General features: G+C 73.6%; 18 protein-coding genes and 1 pseudogene. 11 read left to right on the top strand and 8 right to left on the bottom strand.

Annotated features, from left to right (window positions below):
* The first annotated feature begins 183 nt into the window (after window positions 1-183).
* The 3 genes from rsgA (at window position 184) to ACFV0T_RS02755 (ending at window position 3,533) form a co-directional block, all read left to right on the top strand.
* Window positions 184-1,275, top strand: a complete 1,092-nt coding sequence (rsgA, locus tag ACFV0T_RS02765) for a ribosome small subunit-dependent GTPase A (protein WP_385773670.1) — start codon at window positions 184-186, stop codon at window positions 1,273-1,275.
* A gap of 345 nt (window positions 1,276-1,620) precedes the next feature.
* Window positions 1,621-3,033 carry a bifunctional transcriptional activator/DNA repair enzyme AdaA gene (locus ACFV0T_RS02760; RefSeq protein WP_385773668.1) on the top strand — a complete coding sequence of 471 codons (1,413 nt, stop codon included), beginning with the start codon at window positions 1,621-1,623 and terminating at the stop codon, window positions 3,031-3,033.
* Entirely contained in the window at window positions 3,030-3,533 is a 504-nt protein-coding gene (locus ACFV0T_RS02755; RefSeq protein ID WP_385773666.1) for a methylated-DNA--[protein]-cysteine S-methyltransferase, read from the top strand. Before ACFV0T_RS02760 ends, ACFV0T_RS02755 begins: the two co-directional genes overlap by 4 nt.
* Before the next feature lie 21 nt (window positions 3,534-3,554).
* On the opposite strand, the gene ACFV0T_RS02750 is transcribed toward ACFV0T_RS02755, so the two are convergent.
* On the bottom strand, window positions 3,555-4,037 hold the full coding sequence (locus ACFV0T_RS02750; protein WP_385773984.1) for a DUF456 domain-containing protein: 483 nt from the start codon (window positions 4,035-4,037) through the stop codon (window positions 3,555-3,557).
* A gap of 36 nt (window positions 4,038-4,073) precedes the next feature.
* Entirely contained in the window at window positions 4,074-5,054 is a 981-nt protein-coding gene (locus ACFV0T_RS02745) for a helix-turn-helix transcriptional regulator (protein ID WP_385773664.1), read from the bottom strand.
* A 617-nt stretch (window positions 5,055-5,671) separates the two neighbouring features.
* On the opposite strand from ACFV0T_RS02745, the gene ACFV0T_RS02740 reads away from it, so the two are divergent.
* Together ACFV0T_RS02740 and ACFV0T_RS02735 are read left to right on the top strand one after the other, a co-directional pair.
* Window positions 5,672-7,138, top strand: coding sequence for a protein phosphatase 2C domain-containing protein (locus tag ACFV0T_RS02740; protein ID WP_385773662.1), 1,467 nt, complete (start codon window positions 5,672-5,674; stop codon window positions 7,136-7,138).
* 71 nt (window positions 7,139-7,209) lie between these two features.
* Window positions 7,210-8,952 (top strand): pyruvate dehydrogenase, encoded by a 1,743-nt coding sequence (locus ACFV0T_RS02735; protein WP_385773660.1) that lies wholly within the window; start codon window positions 7,210-7,212, stop codon window positions 8,950-8,952.
* A gap of 7 nt (window positions 8,953-8,959) precedes the next feature.
* Here the strand turns inward: ACFV0T_RS02735 and ACFV0T_RS02730 are convergent, their stop codons facing one another.
* Window positions 8,960-10,405, bottom strand: coding sequence for a helix-turn-helix domain-containing protein (locus tag ACFV0T_RS02730; RefSeq protein WP_385773658.1), 1,446 nt, complete (start codon window positions 10,403-10,405; stop codon window positions 8,960-8,962).
* Between the two features lie 188 nt (window positions 10,406-10,593).
* On the opposite strand from ACFV0T_RS02730, the gene ACFV0T_RS02725 reads away from it, so the two are divergent.
* Complete coding sequence (locus ACFV0T_RS02725) at window positions 10,594-11,211, top strand: hypothetical protein (protein WP_385773656.1); 618 nt, start codon at window positions 10,594-10,596, stop codon at window positions 11,209-11,211.
* A 110-nt stretch (window positions 11,212-11,321) separates the two neighbouring features.
* A complete protein-coding gene (locus ACFV0T_RS02720; protein WP_385773654.1) occupies window positions 11,322-11,789 on the top strand; it encodes a hypothetical protein in 468 nt (155 codons plus the stop codon).
* A 6-nt stretch (window positions 11,790-11,795) separates the two neighbouring features.
* On the opposite strand, the pseudogene ACFV0T_RS02715 reads toward ACFV0T_RS02720, so the two are convergent.
* A pseudogene (locus ACFV0T_RS02715) lies at window positions 11,796-14,776 on the bottom strand (alpha-mannosidase).
* Window positions 14,777-15,028: 252 nt separating this feature from the next.
* On the opposite strand from ACFV0T_RS02715, the gene ACFV0T_RS02710 reads away from it, so the two are divergent.
* Window positions 15,029-15,481, top strand: a complete 453-nt coding sequence (locus tag ACFV0T_RS02710; protein ID WP_385773652.1) for an ATP-binding protein — start codon at window positions 15,029-15,031, stop codon at window positions 15,479-15,481.
* 160 nt (window positions 15,482-15,641) lie between these two features.
* Here ACFV0T_RS02710 and ACFV0T_RS02705 read toward each other — a convergent pair whose 3' ends face one another.
* Together ACFV0T_RS02705 and ACFV0T_RS02700 are read right to left on the bottom strand one after the other, a co-directional pair.
* Window positions 15,642-16,685 carry a DUF2637 domain-containing protein gene (locus ACFV0T_RS02705; RefSeq protein ID WP_385773650.1) on the bottom strand — a complete coding sequence of 348 codons (1,044 nt, stop codon included), beginning with the start codon at window positions 16,683-16,685 and terminating at the stop codon, window positions 15,642-15,644.
* Between the two features lie 312 nt (window positions 16,686-16,997).
* Window positions 16,998-17,831, bottom strand: a complete 834-nt coding sequence (locus ACFV0T_RS02700; RefSeq protein WP_385773648.1) for a (2Fe-2S)-binding protein — start codon at window positions 17,829-17,831, stop codon at window positions 16,998-17,000.
* Between the two features lie 166 nt (window positions 17,832-17,997).
* Between ACFV0T_RS02700 and ACFV0T_RS02695 the strand changes: the two genes are divergently transcribed.
* Window positions 17,998-18,801: a GntR family transcriptional regulator gene (locus tag ACFV0T_RS02695; protein ID WP_385773646.1), complete on the top strand. Its 804-nt coding sequence runs from the start codon at window positions 17,998-18,000 to the stop codon at window positions 18,799-18,801.
* Window positions 18,802-19,601: 800 nt separating this feature from the next.
* Here ACFV0T_RS02695 and ACFV0T_RS02690 read toward each other — a convergent pair.
* Both ACFV0T_RS02690 and ACFV0T_RS02685 read right to left on the bottom strand, forming a co-directional pair.
* A complete protein-coding gene (locus tag ACFV0T_RS02690) occupies window positions 19,602-20,381 on the bottom strand; it encodes a hypothetical protein (protein ID WP_385773644.1) in 780 nt (259 codons plus the stop codon).
* 151 nt (window positions 20,382-20,532) lie between these two features.
* Entirely contained in the window at window positions 20,533-22,206 is a 1,674-nt protein-coding gene (locus tag ACFV0T_RS02685) for a PucR family transcriptional regulator (RefSeq protein ID WP_385773642.1), read from the bottom strand.
* A gap of 388 nt (window positions 22,207-22,594) precedes the next feature.
* On the opposite strand from ACFV0T_RS02685, the gene ACFV0T_RS02680 reads away from it, so the two are divergent.
* Both ACFV0T_RS02680 and ACFV0T_RS02675 read left to right on the top strand, forming a co-directional pair.
* On the top strand, window positions 22,595-23,494 hold the full coding sequence (locus ACFV0T_RS02680; protein WP_385773640.1) for an FAD binding domain-containing protein: 900 nt from the start codon (window positions 22,595-22,597) through the stop codon (window positions 23,492-23,494).
* Window positions 23,494-24,066 carry a (2Fe-2S)-binding protein gene (locus ACFV0T_RS02675; RefSeq protein WP_385773638.1) on the top strand — a complete coding sequence of 191 codons (573 nt, stop codon included), beginning with the start codon at window positions 23,494-23,496 and terminating at the stop codon, window positions 24,064-24,066. The genes ACFV0T_RS02680 and ACFV0T_RS02675 overlap by 1 nt, the downstream gene beginning before the upstream one ends.
* Window positions 24,067-24,068 lie beyond the last annotated feature (2 nt).

Genomic DNA, 24,068 nt, shown 5'->3' with positions numbered 1-24,068 from the left:
GGCCGCCGCTGTCGACCGAGTGAGTGAGTAACGGGAGGTGTGACCGATGGCTGTCTCTGTGATGGGCGCTGCCCGCAACCAGAAGTTCATCAAGTCCACCTCCGTGGCCACCGGCTGACACACACTCACCTTTTCTCGCGCCTGAGCGCGCGACCGCCGGGGCCACCCTGTGAAGGGTCTCCCTTGACTTCCACCTCTGTTTTGACCGCTCTCGCTCCCTACGGCTGGGACGAGGCATGGGCGGACGAGTTCGCCCCCCACGGCTCCCAGGGGCTACTGCCCGGACGCGTGATCCGGGTCGACCGCGGGCAGTGCGACGTGGTCACCGCCGACGGGGTCCTGCGCGCGGACACCGCGTTCGTCACCCCGCACGACCCGCTGCGGGTCGTCTGCACCGGCGACTGGGTCGCCCTCGAACCCGTCGGCAACCCGCGCTACGTACGGACGTGTCTGCCGCGCCGTACCGCCTTCGTGCGCTCCACCTCCTCCAAGCGGTCCGAGGGGCAGATCCTCGCCGCCAACGTCGACCACGCCGTCATCGCCGTGTCCCTGGGCGTCGAACTCGACCTCGGCCGGATCGAGCGGTTCCTCGCGCTGGCCTGGGAGTCCGGGGCGCAGCCCGTGGTCGTGCTCACCAAGGCCGACCTCGTGCCGGACGCGGTGGGGCTGTCGTACCTCGTCCAGGACGTGGAGACGACGGCGCCCGGCGTGCCGGTGCTGACCGTCAGCGCCCTGGACGGCGACGGGCTCGACGTGCTCGTCGCCCTCGTCTCCGGTGGTACGTCCGTGCTGCTCGGGCAGTCCGGCGCGGGCAAGTCGACCCTCGCCAACGCGCTGCTCGGGGAGGACGTGATGGACGTACAGGCCACACGGGACATCGACGGGAAGGGCCGGCACACGACGACCACGCGCAACCTGCTCGCCCTGCCGGGCGGCGGCGTACTGATCGACACCCCGGGGCTGCGCGGGGTCGGACTGTGGGACGCCGGCAGCGGCGTCGGGCAGGTCTTCGCCGAGATCGAGGAGCTGGCGCGTGCGTGCCGGTTCCACGACTGCGCACACGAGAGCGAGCCGGGGTGCGCGGTGCTGGCCGCCGCCGAGACGGGGCAACTGCCCGAACGGCGACTGGAGAGCTACCGCAAGCTCGTCCGCGAGAACCAGTGGATCGTCGCCAAGACCGACGCCCGGCTCCGCGCGGAGATCCGCAAGGACTGGAAGCGCAAGGGTGCGGAGGGGCGGGCGGCGATGGAGGCGAAGCGGGGGCGGGTGCGGTAGGGCGGCCGGGGTGGTGGGCCGCGCGGCCCGGCGCCGAGTGCTGACGGTGCTGGGGGCGGGTGGGCCGCGCGGCCCGGCGCTGACGGGTGCGGTCCGCGCCCACCCGTGCCGCCCCAGGCGGCACGCATGCCCGCGGACGGACCGGACTGACGGCTGGGTGCGCCCGCGTGCCTGGGGCTGGAGCTGGAGCTGACGAGGCTGGGTGTGCCCGCGGGCCGGCGGGGGACGACGTCCGTGGGGCGGCGGGCCGGCGGGGGGCGGACGTCCGTGGGTCGGCGGTTACGGGTGTCGTGTCCGATTTCCGCCAGCCGCGTGTCCCGGGCGTCGCTCACACTGGACCCTGTGATGGACGAGGACACCAGGTACGAGGCCGTGCGCAGTCGGGACGCGCGTTTCGACGGCGAGTTCTTCTTCGCCGTCGAGACGACCGGCATCTACTGCCGGCCGAGCTGCCCGGCCGTCACTCCTCGGCGGCGCAACGTGCGGTTCTTCGCGACGGCCGCCGCCGCGCAGGGCTCGGGGTTCCGGGCCTGCCGGCGGTGCCGGCCGGACGCCGTGCCGGGCTCGGCCGCGTGGAACGTGCGGGCCGACGTCGTGGGCCGGGCCATGCGCCTGATCGGCGACGGCGTGGTCGACCGGGAGGGCGTCGGCGGGCTCGCCGCACGGCTGGGCTACAGCGCCCGGCAGGTACAGCGGCAGCTCACCACCGAGCTCGGCGCGGGGCCGGTCGCCCTCGCCCGGGCGCAGCGGGCGCACACCGCGCGCGTCCTGCTCCAGACGACCGAGCTGCCGGTCACCGAGATCGCCTTCGCCTCGGGGTTCGCCAGCGTGCGGCAGTTCAACGACACCGTCCGGGCCGTGTACGCCTCGACGCCGAGCGACCTGCGGGCCGCCGCGCCCCGGGGCGGACCGCGGACCAGGGCCACGCCCGCCGCCGGGATCCCGCTGCGGCTCGCCCACCGCGGGCCGTACCAGGCCGGTCCCGTCTTCGACCTGCTCGACCGCGAGGCCGTGCCCGGCATCGAGGAGGTAGGCGGCGCCCCCGGCGACCGTACCTACCGACGCACCCTGCGCCTTCCGCACGGCAGCGGGATCGTCGCCGTCCACGAGCGGACGGGAACGCAGCGGGGGAGGACGGTGGCCCACGCCGGCGGCTGGCTCGACGCCCGGCTGCACCTCACCGACCCTCGCGACCTCACCACCGCCGTACAACGGCTGCGGCGGCTGTTCGACCTCGACGCCGACCCGTACGCCGTCGACGAGCGGCTCGGCGCCGACCCGCGGCTCGCCCCGCTGGTCGCCGCCCGCCCGGGGCTGCGCTCACCGGGCACCGCCGATCCGGCGGAGCTGGCGGTACGGGTACTGGTGGGGCGGGCGGCGGCCGAGGCGCTCGTGCGCGACTGCGGCAAGGCGCTGGACGCGCCCTGCGGCACGCTCACCCACCTCTTCCCGGAACCCGCCGCCCTCGCCGAGGCCGAGCGGGACGGCGACGGCCCCCTGGGCGCGCTCGCCGCCGCCCTCGCCGACGGGACCGTACGGCTGGACGCGGGCGCCGACCGCGACGACGCGCAGCAGGCGCTGCTCGCCCTGCCCGGCATGGACGCCCGGACCGTCGCCGTCATCCGCACCCGTGCCCTCGGCGACCCGGACGTCGCGCCACCCGGCGTGGACGTCCCCGACACCTGGCGCCCCTGGCGCTCGTACGCACTGCACCACCTGCGCGCAGCGGGGGAGCGGGACGAAAGGGAGAAACGATGACCAGCCCGACCTACTGGACCAGCCTCGACAGCCCCCTCGGGCCGCTGCTGCTGACCGCCGACGCCGACGGCGTGCTGACCTCGCTGTCGCTGCCCGGCCAGAAGGGCGGACGCACCCTCGACGACCTGGACGTCGCCCGGCGGGACGGCGTGCCCTTCCGCGAGGCGGCGGCACAGCTCGCCGCCTACTTCGCCGGGGACCTCAAGGAGTTCCGGCTGCCGCTGCGCGCCGAGGGCACGGCCTTCCGCGAGCAGGTGTGGGACGCCCTCGACACAGTGCCCTACGGGGCGACCACCACGTACGGCGAGATCGCGGCGCGGATCGGGGCCTCCCGGGCCGCCGTGCGGGCGGTGGGCGGCGCGATCGGCGCGAATCCGCTGCTCGTCGTCCGCCCCTGCCACCGGGTGATCGGGGCCGACGGCTCGCTCACGGGATACGCGGCGGGCCTGGAACGCAAGGTGCGGCTGCTGACCCTCGAAGGCGCGCTGCACCAGGGGTAGGCCGTACTCCAGGGGCGGGCCCTACCCCCACAGCACCGCGCCCAGCCACGCCCCCATGATCAGCAGGCAGGTGAACAGCTCCGCCAGGACGCTCCAGCCGCCCGCCCGCATCGCCGTGCGCACGGCGGCCCGGGCCGCGCCGGAGCGCCCCAGACGGAGCCGCTCGCAGAGATAGATGCCGCCCAGGAAGCCGGGCACCGCGCCCAGCACGGGGATCAGGAAGAAGCCGGCGAAAGCCCCGGTCCCGGCGTACACCGCCATGCGCGGGGTGGCGCCGCTCTCGCGCAGCCGGCGGGGCGGCAGGGCGCAGCGCACCACCTGCAGGAGGGACAGCGCAGCGGTGGCCCCCACCAGGACGCCCCAGGCGAGCGGCTGCGGATCCTTCAGCGTCCACCACAGGATCCCGGCCCACACCAGCCACGACCCCGGCACCCCGGGCACCAGCACTCCGCACAGGCCGAGCAGGATGACGAGGCCGACCAGCAGGAGCTCCCACACCGCCATCTGCCCAGCCTGCATGAGTCCGAGGAGAACCGCAGGTCAGTCGCGTGCCACCCAGCCTCGCGCGTACGCGTGCCAGCCCAGCTGGAGCCGGGTCGTCGCCGCCGTCAGCTCCATCAGCCGCTTCACCCGGCGCTGGACCGTCCGCAGCCCCAGGTCGAGCTGTTTGGCGACACTCGCGTCGGTCAGCCCGGCCAGCAGCAGGGAGAGGATCTCCAGGTCGGCGGCGTCGGGGCCGTCCGGCTCCCGCTCCGTGACCCCGCCCGCCCCGAGCCGCAGCGGCAGGGCCTGCCGCCACACCGACTCGAACAGGCCCGACAGCAGCTCCAGCAGTCCGCTGGCGTGCACGACGAGCGCCGCGGGTTCGGAGGCCCGCGCGGTCAGCGGCACCAGGGCGAGGCTGCCGTCGGCGATCACCAGTTTCGTCGGCACCTTGTCCACGACCCGAACCTGTTCGTCGCGGCCCAGCGCGGCGGACAGCTCGGTGATGCCGTGCGGCTGGTCGAGCACCGCCCGCTCGAGCACCACGCGGTAGCGGACCCCGCGGTCGGTCGCCTGCTCCTCGGCGTCGTTGTCCATGCCGGTCACGGCGACCGGGCGGTCGGTGACCAGCGCGCACACCTCCTCGCTCGCCCCGAGCTGGAGCTGGAGGAAGCGCTGGGCGACGGCGGCCGCGCCGGTCACCACCTCGACCAGGTCGTGCACGGCGGGTTCGGCCACCGCCGCCCGGTACTCCTCGGCGAGCAGCGCCGCCGCGAGTTCCGCCTTCTCCAGTTCGTGCCGCCGCTGGGTGAGCAGCGCGCCGAGCGCCACCCCGGGCGGGGCTGCGACCCAGCGTCCGGGCCGGGCCGAGGACTGGGCCGCGAGTCCGTGCCGCTCCAGCCGGCGCAGGGCACGCTCGGTGTCGTGTTCCCCGAGCGTCAGCCGTCGGGCCAGATCGGGCACGTCGGCGGCGCCCACGGACACCAGCACGCGGTACGCCGACTCGTGCGTCTCGTCGAGACCTATCGCTCCCAGCATCAGGTGTTCGTCCCCTCCCGAAGACTTCGCGCGAGACTCCCCGGGCTCTCCGGGCTCCGGGCTCTCCGGGCTCCGGGCTCTCCGGGCTCCGGGCTCTCCGGATTCTCCGGGGCTCCCGGGCTTTCGCACGGCTTCCCGGACCCCGCCCCAGCACTTCCCGCAGGAAGGAACCGGCGGTCCGGCAAGTGGCGGAAACCGGCCACGGCGGAAACCCGCCTCGGCACATCATCGCGGTACCAACGGTCACTCTGCCAAGGTGGCGCCACGGCAGCGCAAGAAGATCATCGGACAGGGTGGTCTTCAGGAAAGTGGCGCACACTCCGGCCGGGGCGGGCCGAGGTGCCCGTACGCGGCCTTCCCGAACGTGGCCCGGGTCCGGGATCGCGCGCGAGCGCTCAGGGGACCGGCCCCGGGGCCACCGGACGTCGCCGGGCGGTTCTCCCGTGGGGGGTGGAACCGCCCGGCGACCGTCACGTACTGGCGTTCTATTTTAGAGTCGATCCACGCTCGCCCACTGTTCGCATCGCTGTCCGACACGCCGGTCCTCGCGGAGAGACAGTGCGGGATTTTCCTGATGCCCCGTTTTCATCAGGCCCCCGCGGTGGACAATTAGGGGCATGAGCCAGCAGGGGGGAAGGCCCACCGGTCATGAGGACGACTGGTGGAGGCAGCTGTACGACGACTCCACCGAGGACACGGGCCCCGCGGCCGCGCCCGCCGACTCCCTGGACGACCGGTTCGCCTCGGCTGCGGGGACGCTGGGCGACGGCGAGACGGCGCCCGAGGACGCGGCCGAGCGCGGTGCACCGCCACGCCCCCGCGCCTCCTGGGAATCTCCGCCCACCGCCGAAGGCGCGGTGCCCTTCCCGCCCGGCCCGATGCCGCCGGGCTTCGAGCAGCGGACCCCCCGGGACCGTACGAGCTCCACGACCGGCCCCGCCGCACCGGCCGGTCCGCCCGTCCCCACGACCCCGCCCGCCGTGCCGCCCGCCCCCACGGCCGCCCCCGCCGTGCCCGTCGGTGCACCCGTCCCGGAGACCGGTTCCGGCGACGGCGCCCTCACCGCCGCGGAAGGTGCCGTGGTGCCGCGCGTGCGCACCGCCACCCACCTCGACCTCCCCACCGTCGGTCACGTCGGCTCCGGCCCGCCCACCTACGACGCCGAGCCCACCACGCTGCCGCCCGCCGACCCCGACGACCTCGACGACCTGGTCGCGGACACCGTGCTCGACGGGGCCCGCTACGGCGTCTGCACCCTGCGCGCGGTCTCCGCGCGCGGAGACTCGGCGCGCTTCCGGGGCGAGCCGCGCCGCGACGCGCTGCTCACCGCGCGCTTCGGTCACGGCGAGACGGCACTGGTGCTGGTGGCCATGGCGACCGGCGCCCGCGCCACACCCGGCGCGCACCGGGCGGCCGCCGAAGCCTGCCAGTGGATCGGCCGGGCCGTGGGCCTCAGCCACGCCAGGCTCGCCGCGGACATCCGGGCCGGCCGGCGCGGCGACCTCAAGTCCGGGCTGCACCGCCTCACCGACCGCAGCCTCGGCAAGCTCCGCGCCAGCGCCGCCGAACAGGGCATCGAGCCCGACGAGTACGCGGCCGGCCTGCGCTGTCTCCTGCTCCCCGCCGACCCCGGCTGCCGTACGCGCGTCTTCTTCGGCGTCGGCGCGGGCGGCCTGTTCCGGCTGCGGGACGGCGAGTGGCAGGACATCGAACCCCGGGTCACCGACGCCTCGGGCGCACCGGTCGTCGGCTTCGGTTCGCTGCCCGCCGAGACCCCCGAGGGCGACCGGCTCACCATGGACCTGGGCATCCCGACCCCTCCGAGCCCGTACGAACCCGCCCCGGAACCACCCCGCGAACCCTTCCGCTTCCGCGCCTCGGTAGCCCGGCCGGGTGACACGCTGCTGGTGTGCACCGGCGGCCTCGCCGAGCCGCTGCGCGGCGAGCCCGAACTCTCCGGATACCTGGGCGGACGGTGGTCGGGCCCGGTGCCGCCCGGCCTCGCCGCCTTCCTCGCCGACACCCTGGTCCGGGTCAAGGGTTACGCGGACGACCGTACGGCGGCCGCCGTCTGGGAGGCGTGAGAGCAGCGGCTGTGTCTCCATGGAAGTCGGGCACGAGGCATTCGACGCCGACCGGAGGGCACCTGACAGCCATGGCCAAGCAGAACGTCGCCGAACAGTTCGTGGACATCCTCGCCCGCGCCGGGGTCGAACGCCTCTACGGCGTCGTCGGGGACAGCCTCAACCCAGTGGTCGACGCGGTCCGCCGCAACTCCGCCATCGACTGGATCCATGTACGCCACGAGGAGACGGCGGCCTTCGCGGCCGGCGCCGAAGCCCAGCTCACCGGGAAGCTGGCGGCCTGCGCCGGCTCCTGCGGACCGGGCAACCTGCACCTCATCAACGGGCTGTACGACGCCCACCGTTCCATGGCCCCGGTGCTGGCCCTCGCCTCGCAGATCCCGTCCAGCGAGATCGGTCTCGGCTACTTCCAGGAGACCCACCCCGACCAGCTGTTCCGGGAGTGCAGCCACTACAGCGAGCTGATCTCCAACCCGAAGCAGATGCCCCGGCTGCTCCAGACCGCCATCCAGCACGCGATCGGCCTCGGCGGGGTGAGCGTCGTCGCCCTCCCCGGCGACATCGCCGACCAGCCCGCGCCCGAGAAGACCGTCGAGACCGCGCTCGTCACCTCCCGCCCCACCGTCAGGCCCGGCGACGCCGAGATCGACCGGCTGGTCGAGATGATCGACCGGGCCGACAAGGTCACCCTGTTCTGCGGCAGCGGCACGGCGGGCGCGCACGCCGAGGTGATGGAGTTCGCCGGGAAGATCAAGTCCCCGGTCGGGCACGCGCTGCGCGGCAAGGAGTGGATCCAGTACGACAACCCGTACGACGTCGGCATGAGCGGACTGCTCGGCTACGGCGCCGCCTACGAGGCCACCCACGAGTGCGACCTGCTGATCCTGCTCGGCACGGACTTCCCGTACAACGCCTTCCTGCCCGACGACGTGCAGATCGCCCAGATCGACGTCCGGCCCGAACACCTCGGCCGGCGTTCGAAGCTGGACCTGGCGATCTGGGGCGATGTGAAGGAGACACTGCGCTGTCTCACCCCGCGCGTGCGCTCCAAGAACAACCGGCGCTTCCTCGACACCATGCTCAAGAAGCACGCGGACGCGCTGGAGGGCGTCGTCAAGGCGTACACACGCAAGGTGGAGAAGCACGTCCCGATCCACCCCGAGTACGTCGCCTCCGTACTGGACGAACTGGCGGACGACGACGCGGTCTTCACCGTCGACACCGGCATGTGCAACGTCTGGGCCGCCCGCTACATCTCGCCCAACGGCCGCCGCCGTGTGATCGGTTCCTTCTCCCACGGCTCGATGGCGAACGCGCTGCCGATGGCGATCGGCGCGCAGTTCACCGACCGCGGCCGGCAGGTCGTGTCGATGTCCGGCGACGGCGGATTCGCCATGCTGATGGGCGACTTCCTGACCCTGGTGCAGTACGACCTCCCGGTGAAGGTCGTCCTGTTCAACAACTCCGCCCTCAGCATGGTCGAGCTGGAGATGCTGGTCGCAGGCCTGCCCTCGTACGGCACCACCAACAAGAACCCCGACTTCGCCGCCGTCGCCCGCGCCTGCGGCGCCCACGGGGTGCGTGTGGAGAAGCCCAAGCAGCTCGCCGGTGCCCTGAAGGACGCGTTCCGGCACAAGGGGCCGGCCCTCGTCGACGTCGTCACCGACCCCAACGCCCTGTCCATCCCGCCCAAGATCAGCGCCGAGATGGTGACCGGCTTCGCGCTCTCCGCGTCGAAGATGGTGCTGGACGGCGGTGTCGGACGGATGGTCCAGATGGCCCGCTCCAACCTGCGCAACATGCCCCGGCCGTAAGGCCGGTTCAGCGGTACGGCGTCCACTCGCGCCCGGAGGTGTCGTACATGTACCGGGGCAGCCCGCCGATGCCGCTGGTGCGGAACGGGCGGCCGTGGTCGTCGATGCGGACCGTGCCGGTGCGGCCCTGCGAGGACCAGTCGAGCTCCAGGTACCACCGGCAGTCGCAGGTCTCCGTCCGCGCGGTGACCAGCAGCACCTCGGGGTCCTGCGCCGACACGCGGTAGGGGAGCTTCACGGCCGGGATCGGCGCGCCCATGTCGTCGCCGGGTACCGAGTGGGCGACGGGGCGGTCCTTGTCCAGGTCGACCGCGAAGTAGCGGGGGCTGATCGAGCCGCCGCAGCCCTGGTCCATGGCGTAGTCGGTACCCGGCGCGGGGGCGGCCCGGCCGACGACCCGCACCCGCAGCGCCTCCAGGACGACGGCCGTGGCGGACCGGCCCTGCACCGAGATCCGCACGTTGGTCTCCCGGCCGTGCACCGCACCCTGCGCCGCGGCCCAGGTCCCGGCGTCCTGCGCGGCCGGCGGCGGCGGAACCTGCGCCGGGGGCCGGTCGATGACGTAGTCGTGGCCGCACTCGAGCGCCCAGACCTGGGAGTCGGCGCTCCAGGCGAGGGGCACGGCGGCGCCCGGGGCCGAGCCCGAGCCCGAGCCCGGGGCGGATGCCGACGCGGTGGGGCTCCTGCCCGGCGTCTCGGAGGAGGTCGACGTACGGCCGGGTGCGGGGGAGGGGGAGCCGGCGTGCGGCGACGGGGAGTTGTGCGCGGTGGTCGGGGACGGGGTCGTACGGGGTCCGCCGGAGGAGTGGGCGGCGCCGGCCGACGGGGAGCGGTCGTTCGACAGGGCGGACAGGCCGCCCAGGGTGGCGAGCAGCGCGCAGGCGACGGCGGTGGAGACCATGAGCCGACGGCGGCGCAACCTCGGGCGGCGCAGCGCGGAAGCTCCCTGCGGAGGTGCCGCTTGCGCCGGGAACGCCGCTCCTGCCGACGGAGCAGCTTCCGATGAAGGTGCCGTCACCGCTGAGGATGGCGCTTCCGCCGAGGGCGCCGCTGCCGCGGAGGCATCCGCGTGGCTCTCCACGGATGACGGGGGGTGCTCGGCGGGCCGGGGCTCCGTCTCCCGATCCGCCGTCCCCTCCCGAGACTCCGCGGCCTCCGAAGCCTCCGCCGTCCGGCCACGCTGCCGTGCCGTCACCGCCGCGAGCCATCGCCGGTGCAGTTCGAGCCGTTCCCCGGGTGACGCTCCGCAGAAGACCGCGAGCCGTTCCACGGGGGCGAAGTCCACCGGGACCGCCTCCCCGGCGCAGTAGCGGTGCAGCGTGGAGGTGTTCATGTCCAGGCGGCGGGCCAGCGAGCCGTAACTCCGGTCCGTGCGCCCCTTCAGCTGCCGCAGCAGCGCCGCGAACTCCGCGACGTCGTCCTGCACCGTCACCGCTGCCCCCGTCCTCGTCATCCCAGGCACTCCATATACCTGCACGTCAGAAGGGATGGGATGGTTCCACCGTGGCCGATCGGGTGTCTGCTGTTGCGCCGGGTCGCCGGGACCGCCGATGCTCTTGGTGTCGCACCGACCAGGGCCGGACCGACCAACCGGTGTCGCGGCGACCTTCCACACTCATGCACTCACTCACGGGGACACCCATGCCCAGACACACCCGAGAAGGCGCGCTCAGCGCGCTGGCCGCCGCAGGCCTCGCTCTCTCCGCCGTGCTCGCCGCACCGGCGCACGCCGCGCCGAAGGCGCCCGGCTTCCTCTCGGCCGCGGACCTGCCGCCGCACCCCTCGTCGTCCTGGACGGCGGGCAGGGTCACCGCCGGCGTGCCGGAGGCCACAGACCGGGACACCTGTCTCCGGGCCCTGCCCGGTCACCAGCGGGCCTGGCACCGCGACTTCCGGACCGACCTCGACACGGGAGCCCGCCAGATCACCGTGGTGCTGCCCGACACCCGTTCGGCCCAGCACCTGGTCTCGGCGCTGAACAAGGACATCCGGTCCTGCCCGGTACGGGTCGAGGCGGCCGACCCGGAGCTCGACGTGACGATGAGGGACTACGGAAAGCTCTCCGTCGAGGAGGGCGCCCACGTCTACGGCCTGCACACCGAGACCTCCTGGGGCGCGAGCGACATCCGTCTGCTCTCGGCCGGCCGCGACGGCCGCACGGTCACGGTCGTCGACTGGGGTCAGCTGGGCGGTTTCGCGGGCGCCCCGGTGAAGGCCTTCAAGAAGACGACGACCACCGCCGTCAACAAGCTGAACTGACCGCACGACCCGGGCCGCCCTCTCGCCACGGGGGTCGGGAGGGCGGCCCCGCACCCACAGCACGACCACACGACGACGACCACAGTTCGACTCGAAAACGGGGAACACACATGAACCGCAAGAGCATCACCCGTCGGCGTACGGCCCTCGCCACCGGTCTCGCCCTTGCCCTGGGCCTCGGCGTCACCGCCCAGGCCTCCGCCGGCGCTCCGCGCAGCGTCAGCGGCAAGCCGTCCGACAACATCACCCGCATCGCCGACTTCTACGGCGCCTACATCGACGCCGTGACCGACGAGGGCGGCGGCGCGCTGGCCGACGCGCTCCGCAAGCACTACTTGACCCCCGCCTTCCAGAAGGAGCTGGCGGCCTGGGAGGCGAAGGAGCACGCGAACGGCGTCCTGCGCGCCCAGAACGTCCCGCTCGCCTGGAAGGTCACCGACAACGGCACCGCCGACCACACCGAGGCCGTCGTCACCCTCACGTGGAACTCCCAGGACACCACCACGCTGATCGTCGACATGACCCGCGGCAGCCACAAGATCTTCCACATCGGCGAGCGGGGCGTCGGCGGGAAGTAGCGGCGCCTACGCCGGCCGCAGCCGCACCGTGAGAATCTGGAACGGCCGTAGCTCGAAGGTCAGGTCGCTTTCGTGCAGCGGCCGTTCCAGCAGGTCCGTCACCTCGGCGCGGCTCACCGGGAACCCGGGCGTCAGCGTGGCCCGCGCCCGCCCGCCCCGGGACTCGTACAGCCGTACCACCACATCCCCGCCGCGGTCCTCCGCCCTCTTCACCGACTCGACGGTCACGGCGGGATGGTCGACGCGGACCAGGGGTCGCACGACCGGCGCCTGCGCCACTCGCAGCGGCAGGTTCAGCGCCAGTCCCTCGGCGACCGCGTCCCCGATGTCCGCCCCCGGCAGCAGCGCGTACGTGAAGCGGTGCGGGCCGAGGTCGGTCTCGGGGTCGGGGCTGTGCGGGGCACGCAGCAGCGTCAGAGGGTGCGGGTCACGTCGTGGCCGTACGTCGAGTCGTTGAGGACCGCCACGCCGTAGCCCTCCTCCGCGACCCGCAGCCAGCGGTGGGCGCAGATCTCGAAACGGGCCGCGTCCCAGGATGTGTTGGCGTGGGTGGGACGCTGGACGTGACCGAACTGGATCTCGGCGGCGGACCGTTCGGCGTGCACGTCGACCGGGAACGCGGCCTTGAGGACCTTCTCGGACTCCTGCCAGTCGACGTCCGTGACGATGTCGAGGCGGCGGCTCGCGGCCGTCAGGCGGATCTCCTGCGTGATCCGGGAGCGGCCGAACGTCCGGGTGACCCGCACGGTCGCCCGTAGCGGCCCGTCCTCCACCAGGTCCACCGCATCGGCGTCCGTCAGGTCCGTGTGCCGGCGCCGGTAGTGCCGGTCGATGTCCCAGGCGTCCCAGGCGTTGGGGTGGTCGGGATGCAGCTGGAGGAGGTTGCCCCGGCCGCACAGCACCTCCCGGTCGGCCCGCAGGTCCCGTACGGACTCGATCAGCCCGTCGGCGTCGACGCGGACCCGCAGCCACGCGTTCTCCAGCACGACCGTGTCGCCCGCCCGTTCGGCGCGGACGTGCCGGGTCGCCGGCGGCGCCGGGAGCGCCGTGCTCCCCAGCCCCGGCACCGTCACGACGCCGTCCTCGACCACCTCGGTCCGCTCGTACGGCGAGGCGTTGAGCACCGCCCGCTCGCCCGGCCCCAGCGCCCGCACCGCCTCCGCGGTGAGGTCCGCCAGCTCCGCCAGCACGCGCGCGTACGTCTCCCGGGCCTCCCGGTGCACCCACGCGATCGACGAGCCCGGCAGGATGTCGTGGAACTGGTGCAGCAGCACCGTCTTCCACAGCCGGTCCAGCGCGTCGTGCGGGTAGGCGTACGACGGACTGCGCACCGCCGCCGTCGTGCACCACAACTCCGCTTCGCGCAGGGCGTGTTCACTGCGCCGGTTGCCCTGTTTGGTCTTGGCCTGAGTGGTGTGGGTGGCCCGGTGCAGTTCGAGGTACAGCTCGCCCGACCACACCGGCGCCTGCGGCCCGTACTCCTCCTCGGCCGCCGCGAAGAAGGCGGCGGGCCTGTCGATCTCCACCCGTGGCGAGCCCTCCAGCGAGCGCAGGCGCCGCGCCTTCTCCAGCATCTCCCGGGTGGGACCGCCGCCGCCGTCGCCCCAGCCGAACGGGACCAGGGAGCGGGTCGCGCGGCCCTTGTCGGCGAAGTTGCGCTCCGCGTGGGCGAGTTCGCGGCCGTGCAACTGGGAGTTGTACGTGTCGACGGGCGGGAAGTGGGTGAAGACGCGTGTGCCGTCGATGCCCTCCCACCAGAACGAGTGGTGGGGCATGCGGTTGGACTGGTTCCAGCTGAGTTTCTGGGTCAGGAACCAGCGGATTCCGGCCAACTTCGCGAGCTGCGGGAAGGCGGCGGTGTAGCCGAAGGAGTCGGGCAGCCAGATCTCCTCGGTCCGCACGCCCAGCTCCTCGGCGAAGAAGCGGCTGCCGTGGACGATCTGCCGGGCCAGCGCCTCACCGCCCGGCATGTTGGCGTCCGACTCCACCCACATCGAGCCGACCGGCGCCCAGTTGCCGTCGCGCACCGCCTTCCTGATGCGTTCCCAGATGTGCGGCTGGTGCTCCTTCACCCACGCGTACTGCTGGGCCTGCGAACAGGAGAAGACCAGCTCCGGGTAGTCGGCGGCGAGCGCGGTGACGTTGGCGAAGGTGCGGGAGGCCTTGCGGACCGTCTCCCGCAGGGGCCACAGCCACGCCGAGTCGATGTGGGCGTGTCCGGTCGCCGAGACGCGGTGCGCGCTGGCCGACGCCGGACGGGACAGCACGTCCGTGAGGGCCGCGCGGGCGGCGGGCGCCGTGCCGGGCACGTCGTGCAAGTCCAGCGTGTCCAGCATGTCCTCCAGGGCACGCAGGATCTCGTGCCGTCGCGGACGGTCCGTCGGCAGCTCGTGCATCAGCTCCGACAGCACCTCGATATCGAGGACCAACTGCCACACGTGCTCGTCCAGTACAGCGAGTTCGGCAGCGCGGAATCGGTAGAGGGGCCGATCCCCGGCGGTCAGGACGTCTCCGAGGAGGGTCGGTTCGAAGCCGTGCAGTACGGCCGGGTTGGCCGCCGCCTCCAGGAGCAGATGGACCGGCTCCCCGCCCCGCGCGGGGTGGCCGACGGTGAGGTGGCGGTTGCGCGGGTGAATTCCCTTCAGCGGCACTCCGGCGGCGTCGTAGAGCAGTCCCTCCGCCTGGAAGCCGGGCCCGTCGCCGGTGAACCCGGGGTCGACGACCGCCTCCACCCGGCGGCCCGCCCACTCCTCGGGGACCTGCCCGGTGAGCCGGAACCAGCTCGTCGACCAGGGCTTTCCCCACTGGGTGCCGGCCGTGAAGGGCTCGTAGGCCGCCTGAAGTGCCTGGTCCACCGGCACCGGCTCTCCCGGCACGTGCCACACGGACAGGACCAGCGGCAGCCCGGGCCCGTACTGCGCGGGCCGCACGAACTGTCGCAGGGCGCGCTCCAGGCGCGCCTCCACCTGGGTTCGGTCGTCGTGCACGGCGCTCTCCTCGGCGGCTCGGACGGCAGTGTCGGATGTCCCCTACCCGTCCGGACGGCCGGGCGGACACCTGCCCCGGCATTTGCCCGGGGCGCCCGCGTACGTGGCCGAACACCCGGTCGTCGGGGATCCGGCATGACTGGCGCCGTGCCCGTGGGGCATGGATCCCCGTGAACGTGTTCGAGCTCGAGGGGAACCGACATCGGCACACGGGCGGGGGTCATGAAGAGGCAGGCACGAGGGAGCGGTCCCGTGGCGGTCGGGGCCACCTCGGCGGACACGGGGGCTGTGGGGGAAGAGGCCGACGGGCAGCGGGCGCCGCGGTCGCAGTTGCGGCGCAGACTGGGGCGGGCCGATCTCAGGGCGGTGCCCGAGACCCGCAGGGCGCTGCGCGAACTGCTGCGGCACTGGGGGAAGCCGGGGCGGTCGGAGATCGCGGAGCTGCTCGCCAGCGAGCTCGTCACCAACGCGCTCGTGCACACCGACCACGAGGCGCTGCTGACCGCGACCGTGGGTCCGGACGGGCTCCGGGTGGAGGTGCGGGACTTCGTGGCCCGCAGGCCTCGGCTGCGGGCGCCGGACACCGGCGACGGCACGCACGGCCGGGGGCTGATCCTGGTGCAGTCCCTCGCGGACGCGTGGGGCGTGCGGTCGCACGGGGTGGGCAAGGCGGTGTGGTTCGAGCTCGGCGCGGGGCCGGCGTAGCCCGACGCGCGGGCCGTGTGGCGCGACGCGCTGGCCGCTGGCCGCGGCCCGTGTGGTCGGGCCTGGTGACGTGTCACGTGTGGTCATGACGCACGGGAGGGGGGTGCGGCTCGCCGGAGCCGTACCCCCCTCCCGTGCTGCTTGCTACCGGGCCGTCGGCTCAGCCGAACTGCTGCTCCAGGTCCTTGAGTTTGCGCTCGAGGGAGTCGAGCCGCGGCAGGGCCATGGTGTCGTCCTCGGCGGTCAGATCGACGGTGATCGGGTCAGAACCGGTCCGGACGGGCTGGAGGGACGGACGTGAGCGCACGGGCAGCTCCAGCTCCGGTGTCGATATGGCAGGCTCCGCGGCGGCGCGCTCGGGACCCCGCTCCAGGGCCTGCGCCTCCAGCTGGCGGCCGCCCCGCCCGACGAACCCGCGGTGGCCCCGGCTGATCGCCTTGAGCTGCGCGCGCTCCACCCGCTCCTTGTCACGCCGCAGCAGCCGGGCCGCTTCCTTCTGGCGCTTGTCATCGCGTACCTCGTCGACCGCCTCGTCCAGGCTGCGCACACCCTCCAGCAGCATCAGCGACCATGCGCTGTACGTCTCGCGCGGGGCCCGCAGCCAGCGGACGATGCGGATCTGCGGCAGCGGACGCGGCACCAGACCCTGTTCGCGCAGCGCGGCCCGGCGGGTCTGCTTCAGCGCGCGGTCGAACAGGACCGCGGCGGACAGGGACATGCCGGAGAAGAACTGCGGCGCACCGTCGTGGCCGATGCCCCGGGGCGCGTGCACCCAGTTGAACCAGGCCGCGGCACCCGCGAAGGTCCACACGAGTATGCGGGAGCCGAGGGCCGCGTCACCGTGGCTGGCCTCGCGGACCGCGAGCACGGAGCAGAACATCGCCGCACCGTCCAGACCGAACGGCACCAGGTATTCCCAGCCGCCGGAGAGCCCGAGGTTCTGCTCACCGAAGCCCACCAGGCCGTGGAAGGAGAGCGCGGCGGCCACGGCCGCACAGCAGAACAGAAGGACGTAGGAGGCCGTGCCGTATATGGCCTCCTTGCGCCTGCGGCGCTCTTCGCTGCGCTCCCACGAGTCGTCCGCGCTCGTGTCCTTCCCCGAGGAGCGCTTACCGCGCGCGAGCACCGCAACCGCCGCCAGCATGCCCAGGAGCAGTACGGCGCCGGGAAGCAGCCAGTTCAGCGATATGTCGGTCAGTCTCATCTGGGGTCCCTTGCATTGGGATAGGGCGTAACGCCCGCCATAGTGGCCCAATTCCACCGGCCCTCAGGGGGTTTCGGGGCAAGAGGCCGCCAAGGAAGTGCAAGGGGATGCCCAGGGCGACGTTCTGCTCGAACTGCCGCGTGAGGGGCGGGAGTTGAGTTCGAATAAGACTACCCGTACGGGTGGTTCCACGGAAAGTTCCCGCGGCAAGTGAGGAAGTTGTGAATTACCTGTAACCGTAGGGGAGCCGGGTCCGCGGATGATCTTACGTCACGCGAGGGCGTGCTCCGCCCGTCCGGCCCTGAGGCCCGATCAACTCGCCGCGACTGCCGTCAGCTTGGTCACCCGGTCCGCGTCGCAGGTGCGCGGGCAGGTGGCGCAGGTGTCGTCCGGGTCCAGGGTGTAGAACATGCAGCAGCTCGCCCGGTCCCGGGTGGGCAGCGGCTCGCCGTCCGGACCGGTCAGCTCACGGAAGGCGGCCGCGCCGACGTACGGCTTGGTCGCGCCCGGCAGCAGCCGCTCCAGCTCGCGCGTCGCGCGCGGCTTCTCGTCGAGCAGCTCGGCGATGTACCAGAGGCCCTCGACGACCTCGTCGGTCACCATGCCCCACAGCGCGCGCCCGCGCCGCCGCATGCGGGGTCCGAACCCGGCGAGCACGGGCTCCATGTGCTCGGCGACCGCCGCGCGCACCTCCGCGCGCAGGGCCTCCTCGTCGGCGACCACCCGGGCACCGGGCAGCGCCGCCGCGGGATCGCCCGGCAGGCAGGCGAAGGAGTCGACACGGACCGCCGCGCGGCCGGCGACCCGGTCGTACGAGAGATGCGTCACGGGCAGGCGCGGCACCCGGCGGTGCAGGAACCACGGGACGGTGACCAGGAGACAGACCGGCCACGCGTACCGGTGCAGTCCGAAGCTCGCCACGACGTCCGGACGGGCCCGCTGTCCGTAGTCCCGCACCACCTGGGCGTCGTCCCAGGCGAGGAAGGCCTCCAGCTCCGCGCCGCCGTCCGCGAGGCCGGCGGCGCGGACCCAGCCGTCGCCCTCGGGGGCGGGCTCCCCGGCGCCCAGCTCGGTGACGGCCAGATCCGCGTAGACCTCGGTGAGGCGGCTGTACGCGTCCGTGAAGGCCGACGTGGGCAGGGGCATCGCGGGACCACCGATCCACGGTCGATTACGGATGATTAGAGGTAAGGGTTACCTTACCCCGCGGGGTCGGGATTTGAACGGGGCGGTTCTGCGCCTAAGGTGCTTGACGGACGAGTAACAACCCGTCGTAATGACCCCAAGTACCGACAAGCCCGGAGGAGGGCCCGTGGAGCAGAGCGCGCAGGGCTCCGCCCGGACGGGGAACCCCGAGCTGCGTCCCGGACAGGCCCGGGTGCCGGCGCAGCCGCGGGCCGCGGACCGCGGCCGCGAATGGGAGGCACCATCGGCCGGCGCGGCCCGTGGTGAGCACACCCACAGCGAGCAGCCGATCCCCCGGCCGCGACCCGTCGTCCAGCGGTCCTCGGTGCGGGGGCAGATCGTCGACGCGCTGCGCACGGCGCTGGCGGCGGGCGAACTGGCGCCGGGCGAGGTGTACTCGGCGCCCGCGCTGGGCGAGCGATTCGGGGTCTCGGCGACGCCGGTACGGGAGGCCATGCAACAGCTCGCGCTGGAGGGGGCCGTCGAGGTCGTCCCCAACCGCGGGTTCCGTGTGATCCAGCGCGACGCGCGCGAGTTGGCCGAGCTCGCCGAGGTCAGGGGGCTGATCGAGGTCCCGGTGATGCTGCGCCTCGCCCGCGCGGTGCCGGCCGCCCGGTGGGCCGAGCTGCGTCCCGTCGCCGAGGCGACGGTACGGGCCGCGTCGACCGGCTGCCGTGCCACGTACGCCGAGTCCGACCGTGCCTTCCACCGCGCGGTGCTGTCCCTCGCGGGCAACGAACAGCTGCTGCGCATCACCGACGACCTTCATCGCCGCGCGCAGTGGCCGCTCGTCGGGGGGCCGGCGCGGCAGCGGCGCGCGGAGCTGGTGGCCGACGCGGCGGAGCACATGGTGCTGCTGGACGCGCTGGCCGCGCAGGACCTGGACGTGGTCCGATCTCTGGTCCGCGAACACTTCGCGGGCGCATCCTGACCCGACGGCGAGCCGCGTCGCACCCCGCGCCCGCCGCCCGTACCGGGGGAACAGCCCGACCCGGCGCCGACAACGCACCGCCCGAGCCCACCCGCACCGCCCCAGCGACACACCTGCCCACCGAGGGGCTCCGCCGCCCCGGCCGTGCGACTGCCCGCTGTTCGGATCGCGGCCGTCCGCTGATCGGCCCCGCGGTACCGGCGGCGTGACCGTCCGCTGTTCGGCCCGCGCCCGTCCGCCGAGGGGCTCCGCCGCCCCGGCCGTGCGACTGCCCGCTGTTCGGATCGCAGCCGTCCGCTGATCGGCCCCGCGGTACCGGCGGCGAGACCGTCCGCTGATCGGCCCGCGACCGTCCGCCGAGGGGCTCCGCCGCCCCGGCCGTGCGACTGCCCGCTGTTCGGATCGCGGCCGTCCGCTGATCGGCCCTGCCGTACCGGCGGCGAGACCGTCCGCTGATCGGCCCGCGACCGTCCGCCGAGGGGCTCCGCCGCCCCGGCCGCGCGACTGCCCGCTGTTCGGCCCTGCCGTCCCGGCGGCGAGACCGTCCGCTGATCGGCCCGCGGCCGCCCGCCGATCGGCCCGCAGCCGTCCGCCGAGGGACCCCGCCGCCCCGGCCGCGCGACTGCCCGCGGATCGGCCCCGCGGTACCGGCGGCGCGGCCGCCCGCTGTTCGGCCCGCGACCGCCCGCTGATCGGCCCGCAGCCGTCCGCCGAGGGACCCCGCCGCCCCGGCCGCGCGACTGCCCGCTGATCGGCCCTGCCGTCCCGGCGGTGCGGCCGCCCGTCGACCGGCCCCGTCGTTACGCCGTCGCGGCCGGTGGAGGTGGGGTCAGTTGGTGGGACAGCCAGGTGGGGACGCCGCCGAGGAGGCGGTACAGGCGGCGAGCCTCCTCGCGCAGGCGGGACGCCTCCGGTTCCGTCTCCGCGTCCGCCAGCGAGGCCAGCGCGGGTGCCGTGCCGACGAGATAGCCCAACTCCTCGCGGATCCGCAGCGATTCGGCGAAGCCGTGCCGGGCCTCCGCCAGTTCGCCGTCCCGCAGGGCGAGGCCCGCGAGGTGGCGCCAGGTGAAGGACAACAGCAGCGCGTCGGAGTGCGCTGCGGCGCCCGCGTGAGCCCGGCGGTAGGCCGCGCGCGCCGCCTGCGGGGAACGGGACAGGTTCTCGGCGAGCAGCCCCCGCCGGAAGTCCAGCAGCGCCCGCGCCGCCACCCCCGGAGGGATCAGCGCCGCCGCCCGCCCCAGCGCGGCCCGCGCCTCGTCCGCCCGGTCACGCACCCCGTGCAGCGTGGCCGCGTAGGCGAGTTGCCCGCGTTCGCAGGCGGCCGCGCCGCGCTCCTCGTCACCCGCCGCCAGCGCCTCCGCAATGCGCAGCGCGTCCTCGGCGTCCTGCCAGCCCTGCTCGGTGTACAGACACCGCTCGACCAGCAGCCCGGCCCGCTGGAGCGCGGCTGCCGCGCTGTCCGGTGGGAGCAGGGCGGCCGCGTCGGCCCAGCAGGCGCGTGAGCGCAACCGCCATACCGCAATCTGGAGAGGATCGTCACCAGCGGTCGTTCCGTTACCAGACATGGCGGTATGCGCCACGTTGCCCTCCCCGAGCACGCCATCGAGCCTTGAGTGGTGGCGGCATTCCAGCACCAATTCCGGGGCCCGGCCAAGGGGGTAGGTGAAGGATTTCACAAAGTCGTGGGAAGGGAGGACACTTGATCCCCTTCCGTCCCACGGCCCGGTGACCTCAGCTCATGCGCAGGGCCAGGAAGAAGTCCAGCTTGTCCTCGAGCCGGGACAGGTCACGACTCGTCAACTGCTCGATCCGTCCGACCCGGTACCGCAGCGTGTTGACGTGCAGGTGCAGCCGCGAGGCGCACCGGGTCCAGGAGCCGTCGCATTCGAGGAAGGCCTCAAGGGTGGGGATCAGCTCGGCTCGGTGGCGCCGGTCGTACTCGCGCAGCGGGTCAAGGAGACGGGCGGTGAAGGCCCGGCGGACGTCGTCCGGCACGAACGGCAGCAGCAGCACGTGCGAGGCCAGTTCCTGGTGGCCCGCCGCGCAGACCCGGCCGGGCCGCGCCGCCGCCACCCGGCGGGCGTGCCGGGCCTCCTCCAGCGCCCCGCGCAGCCCCTCCGCCGAGTGCACGGACGCGCTGACGCCGAGCGTGAGCCGCCCGTCGTCGTCGAGGCCGGCCGCCAGCGGGTCCCGTACGGACTGCAGGAGCGCGTCGGCGAGGACCCCGGACTCCGAGCCGTCGTGCTCGCTGGACACGGCCGGCAGCGGTACGAGCGCGATCGCCTCGTCGCCGGTGTGGGCGACGGCGATGCGGTCGGAGGGCTCGGGGCCGGTGGCGAGCGGGTCGACCAGGATCTCCTCCAGGAGCGCCTGGGCGACCGGACCGCCCTCGACCGCGCCGCCCTCCCACTCGACCCGGGCCACGACCACCTGCCAGTGCGGGGCCGCCCCCAGGCCCGGCAGCAGCACCGGTGCCGCGACCCGCAGCCGTGCCGCGATCTCGGCCGGCGCGGCACCCGTCTGGACCAGTTCGAGGATCTCCTGCGCCAGCCGCCGCCGGACCGTACGCGCCGCGTCCCGCCGGTCCCGCTCCACCGCGATCAGCTGGGTGACGCCCTGGAGCAGGTCGAGCCGCTCCTCGGGCCAGTCCCCGGCGTCCGCCTCCACCGCCAGCACCCAGTCGGACAGCACGGTCTCGCGTACGTCCCGGGAGCCCTGCGCGGCACGGCCGCCGCTGCGGATCGGGAACAGCGAGTACGTGGCGGAGCCGAGCGTCACCCGGTGCGGTTTGCGCCGGCCGGTGCGGGTCGCGTTCAGGTGCTCGGCGGCGAGACCCGCGCACACCTCGGGGGGCAGCGCCGGGCCCGCCAGCTTGGAGCCCGCGATGAGCCGCCCGGCGGGGGAGAGCACCCAGGCCCGCAGGTCCAGGTCCGAGCCGAGCAGGTCCAGCACCACGTCCGGGCCGCCCCCCGCGGGGCCCGAGGTCATCAGCCGGCGGTGCCGGTCGACCACGGCCGCGAGGTCCCCGGCACGCTCGCCGGACACCTGCCGCACCACGTGCTCGGTGATCGTCGCGAACGCCACCGACTCGTGCACCGCGAACAGCGGCAGCCGGTGCCGGGCGCAGGCGACCACCAGGTCCTCCGGCACATATCCGAACTCGGCCGTACCGGCGGCGACGCCCGCCACCCCGGCCCCCGCCAAGGCCCGTACGAACGGCTCGGAGTCCTCGGCGTCCCGGCGCCAGGCCAGCCCCGTCAGCACCAGCTCACCGCCCGCCAGATAGCGGCTGGGGTCCTTGAGGTCGGTGGTCATCACACCGCGCACGGTGCGGTCCAGCTCGTCCTCGCCGCCGAGCAGCCGCAGACCCAGCGCATCGGTGTCCAGCAGTGCGCGCAGCCGCATTTCGTCGCCGCCGTTCTTTGTCTCGAAATCTACGATGAAGCGTGAAGGGTGTTGGGTGAGGGGACCCGGCGAGCGGGTCCTCGGCGCGGGAGGCCGCCGGTCCGGAGCGGCCGGGCCGAGTCTCACGTTTCCACAGGAAAACCAGGAGGTTACTGAGGACCTCCGTTCATACGAATCTACAAGATGCCCGCGTTGGCCAGCCAACTCCTTCATGGTTTCGGTGACTGACCCCGTCGGAGTACGGCGCGGTGTACTGAGCCCACTCTGCGTAAACAGCACATGAACGAGCCGGGGCCGCCGCACCCGATCCGGCTTGATCTGGACGACTGAGACGACTGGGACGACTCGACGACTCAGACGACTCACGAGACGAAGAAGAGAGCCGGTCATGGACTTCCTTCGCCCCGCCAGCTGGGAGGAGGCGCTCGCCGCCAAGGCCGAGCACCCCACCGCTGTGCCGATCGCGGGCGGCACCGATGTGATGGTCGAGATCAACTTCGACCATCGCCGGCCCGAGTACCTGCTCGACCTGAACCGCATCGACGACCTCTGCGCATGGGAGGTCGGCGAGGAGAGTGTGCGGCTGGGCGCCTCCGTCCCCTACTCGAAGATCATGGAGAACCTGCGGGGCGAGCTGCCGGGCCTGGCCCTCGCCTCGCACACGGTCGCCTCGCCGCAGATCCGCAACCGCGGCGGCGTAGGCGGCAACCTCGGCACCGCCTCCCCGGCCGGTGACGCCCACCCCGCCCTGCTCGCGGCGGGTGCCGAGGTCGAGGTGGAGTCGGTGCGCGGCACCCGGCTGATCCCGATCGACGCCTTCTACACCGGCGTGAAGCGCAACGCGCTCGCCCCCGACGAGCTGATCCGCGCCGTCCACGTCAGGAAGGCCGACGGCCCGCAGCAGTACTCCAAGGTCGGCACCCGCAACGCCATGGTCATCGCGGTCTGCGCCTTCGGCCTGGCCCTGCACCCCCGCACCCGTACGGTCCGCACCGGCATCGGCTCCGCCGCCCCCACCCCCGTCCGGGCGAAGGCCGCGGAGGAGTTCCTGAACGCGGCGCTCGACGAGGGCGGCTTCTGGGACAACGGAAAGATCATCACCCCGTCGGTCGCCAAGCAGTTCGCGGACCTGTGCGCCGCCGCCTGCAACCCGATCGACGACGTCCGGGGCACCGCGAGCTACCGCCGCCACGCGGTCGGCGTGATGGCCCGGCGCACGCTGACCTGGACCTGGGAGTCGTACCGCGGCACCGACGGCCGGACGTATCAGAAGGGGAGTGTCGCGTAATGCGCGTCAATTTCACGGTCAACGGCCGTCCGCAGGAAGCCGACGACGTCTGGGAGGGCGAGTCCCTGCTGTACGTGCTGCGCGAGCGCCTGGGCCTGCCCGGCTCCAAGAACGCCTGCGAGCAGGGCGAGTGCGGCTCCTGCACGGTTCGCCTGGACGGTGTGCCGGTCTGTTCGTGCCTGGTCGCCGCGGGCCAGGTGGAGGGCCGCGAGGTCGTCACGGTCGAGGGCCTCGCGGACTACGCCAGGCAGCGTTCCTGCGGGACCGGCGCGTGCGGCACCTCGCTCGACGCGGCGCAGCGCTGGGCCGCCAAGGGCACCGACTCCCTGACCGGCGAAGGCACCGGGCTCTCCCCGGTCCAGCAGGCGTTCATCGACGCCGGCGCCGTCCAGTGCGGCTTCTGCACCCCCGGCCTGCTGGTCGCGGCCGACGAGATGCTGGAGCACAACCCCGACCCGACCGACGCGGACATCCGCGAGGCGCTGTCGGGCAACCTGTGCCGCTGCACCGGCTACGAGAAGATCATGGATGCGGTCCGCCTGGCGGCCGCCCGGCAGGCAGAGGCGGTCTGACC

Origin of the sequence: Streptomyces sp. NPDC059582 (genome assembly GCF_042735715.1) — a bacterium.
Lineage (GTDB): Bacteria > Actinomycetota > Actinomycetes > Streptomycetales > Streptomycetaceae > Streptomyces.
The sequence above is the reverse complement of the archived record's forward strand: the minus strand, read 5'-3'. Positions and strand labels throughout refer to the sequence as shown.

Excerpts from the sequence above, each read along its gene's own strand:
- ACFV0T_RS02760 (WP_385773668.1), top strand. The coding sequence starts at position 1,621 with ATGGACGAGGACACCAGGTACGAGGCCGTGCGCAGTCGGGACGCGCGT.
- ACFV0T_RS02755 (WP_385773666.1), top strand. The coding sequence starts at position 3,030 with ATGACCAGCCCGACCTACTGGACCAGCCTCGACAGCCCCCTCGGGCCG.
- ACFV0T_RS02750 (WP_385773984.1), bottom strand. The coding sequence starts at position 4,037 with ATGGCGGTGTGGGAGCTCCTGCTGGTCGGCCTCGTCATCCTGCTCGGC.
- ACFV0T_RS02745 (WP_385773664.1), bottom strand. The coding sequence starts at position 5,054 with ATGCTGGGAGCGATAGGTCTCGACGAGACGCACGAGTCGGCGTACCGC.
- ACFV0T_RS02740 (WP_385773662.1), top strand. The coding sequence starts at position 5,672 with ATGAGCCAGCAGGGGGGAAGGCCCACCGGTCATGAGGACGACTGGTGG.
- ACFV0T_RS02735 (WP_385773660.1), top strand. The coding sequence starts at position 7,210 with ATGGCCAAGCAGAACGTCGCCGAACAGTTCGTGGACATCCTCGCCCGC.
- ACFV0T_RS02730 (WP_385773658.1), bottom strand. The coding sequence starts at position 10,405 with ATGACGAGGACGGGGGCAGCGGTGACGGTGCAGGACGACGTCGCGGAG.
- ACFV0T_RS02725 (WP_385773656.1), top strand. The coding sequence starts at position 10,594 with ATGCCCAGACACACCCGAGAAGGCGCGCTCAGCGCGCTGGCCGCCGCA.
- ACFV0T_RS02720 (WP_385773654.1), top strand. The coding sequence starts at position 11,322 with ATGAACCGCAAGAGCATCACCCGTCGGCGTACGGCCCTCGCCACCGGT.
- ACFV0T_RS02705 (WP_385773650.1), bottom strand. The coding sequence starts at position 16,685 with ATGAGACTGACCGACATATCGCTGAACTGGCTGCTTCCCGGCGCCGTA.
- ACFV0T_RS02700 (WP_385773648.1), bottom strand. The coding sequence starts at position 17,831 with ATGCCCCTGCCCACGTCGGCCTTCACGGACGCGTACAGCCGCCTCACC.
- ACFV0T_RS02685 (WP_385773642.1), bottom strand. The coding sequence starts at position 22,206 with ATGCGGCTGCGCGCACTGCTGGACACCGATGCGCTGGGTCTGCGGCTG.
- ACFV0T_RS02680 (WP_385773640.1), top strand. The coding sequence starts at position 22,595 with ATGGACTTCCTTCGCCCCGCCAGCTGGGAGGAGGCGCTCGCCGCCAAG.
- ACFV0T_RS02675 (WP_385773638.1), top strand. The coding sequence starts at position 23,494 with ATGCGCGTCAATTTCACGGTCAACGGCCGTCCGCAGGAAGCCGACGAC.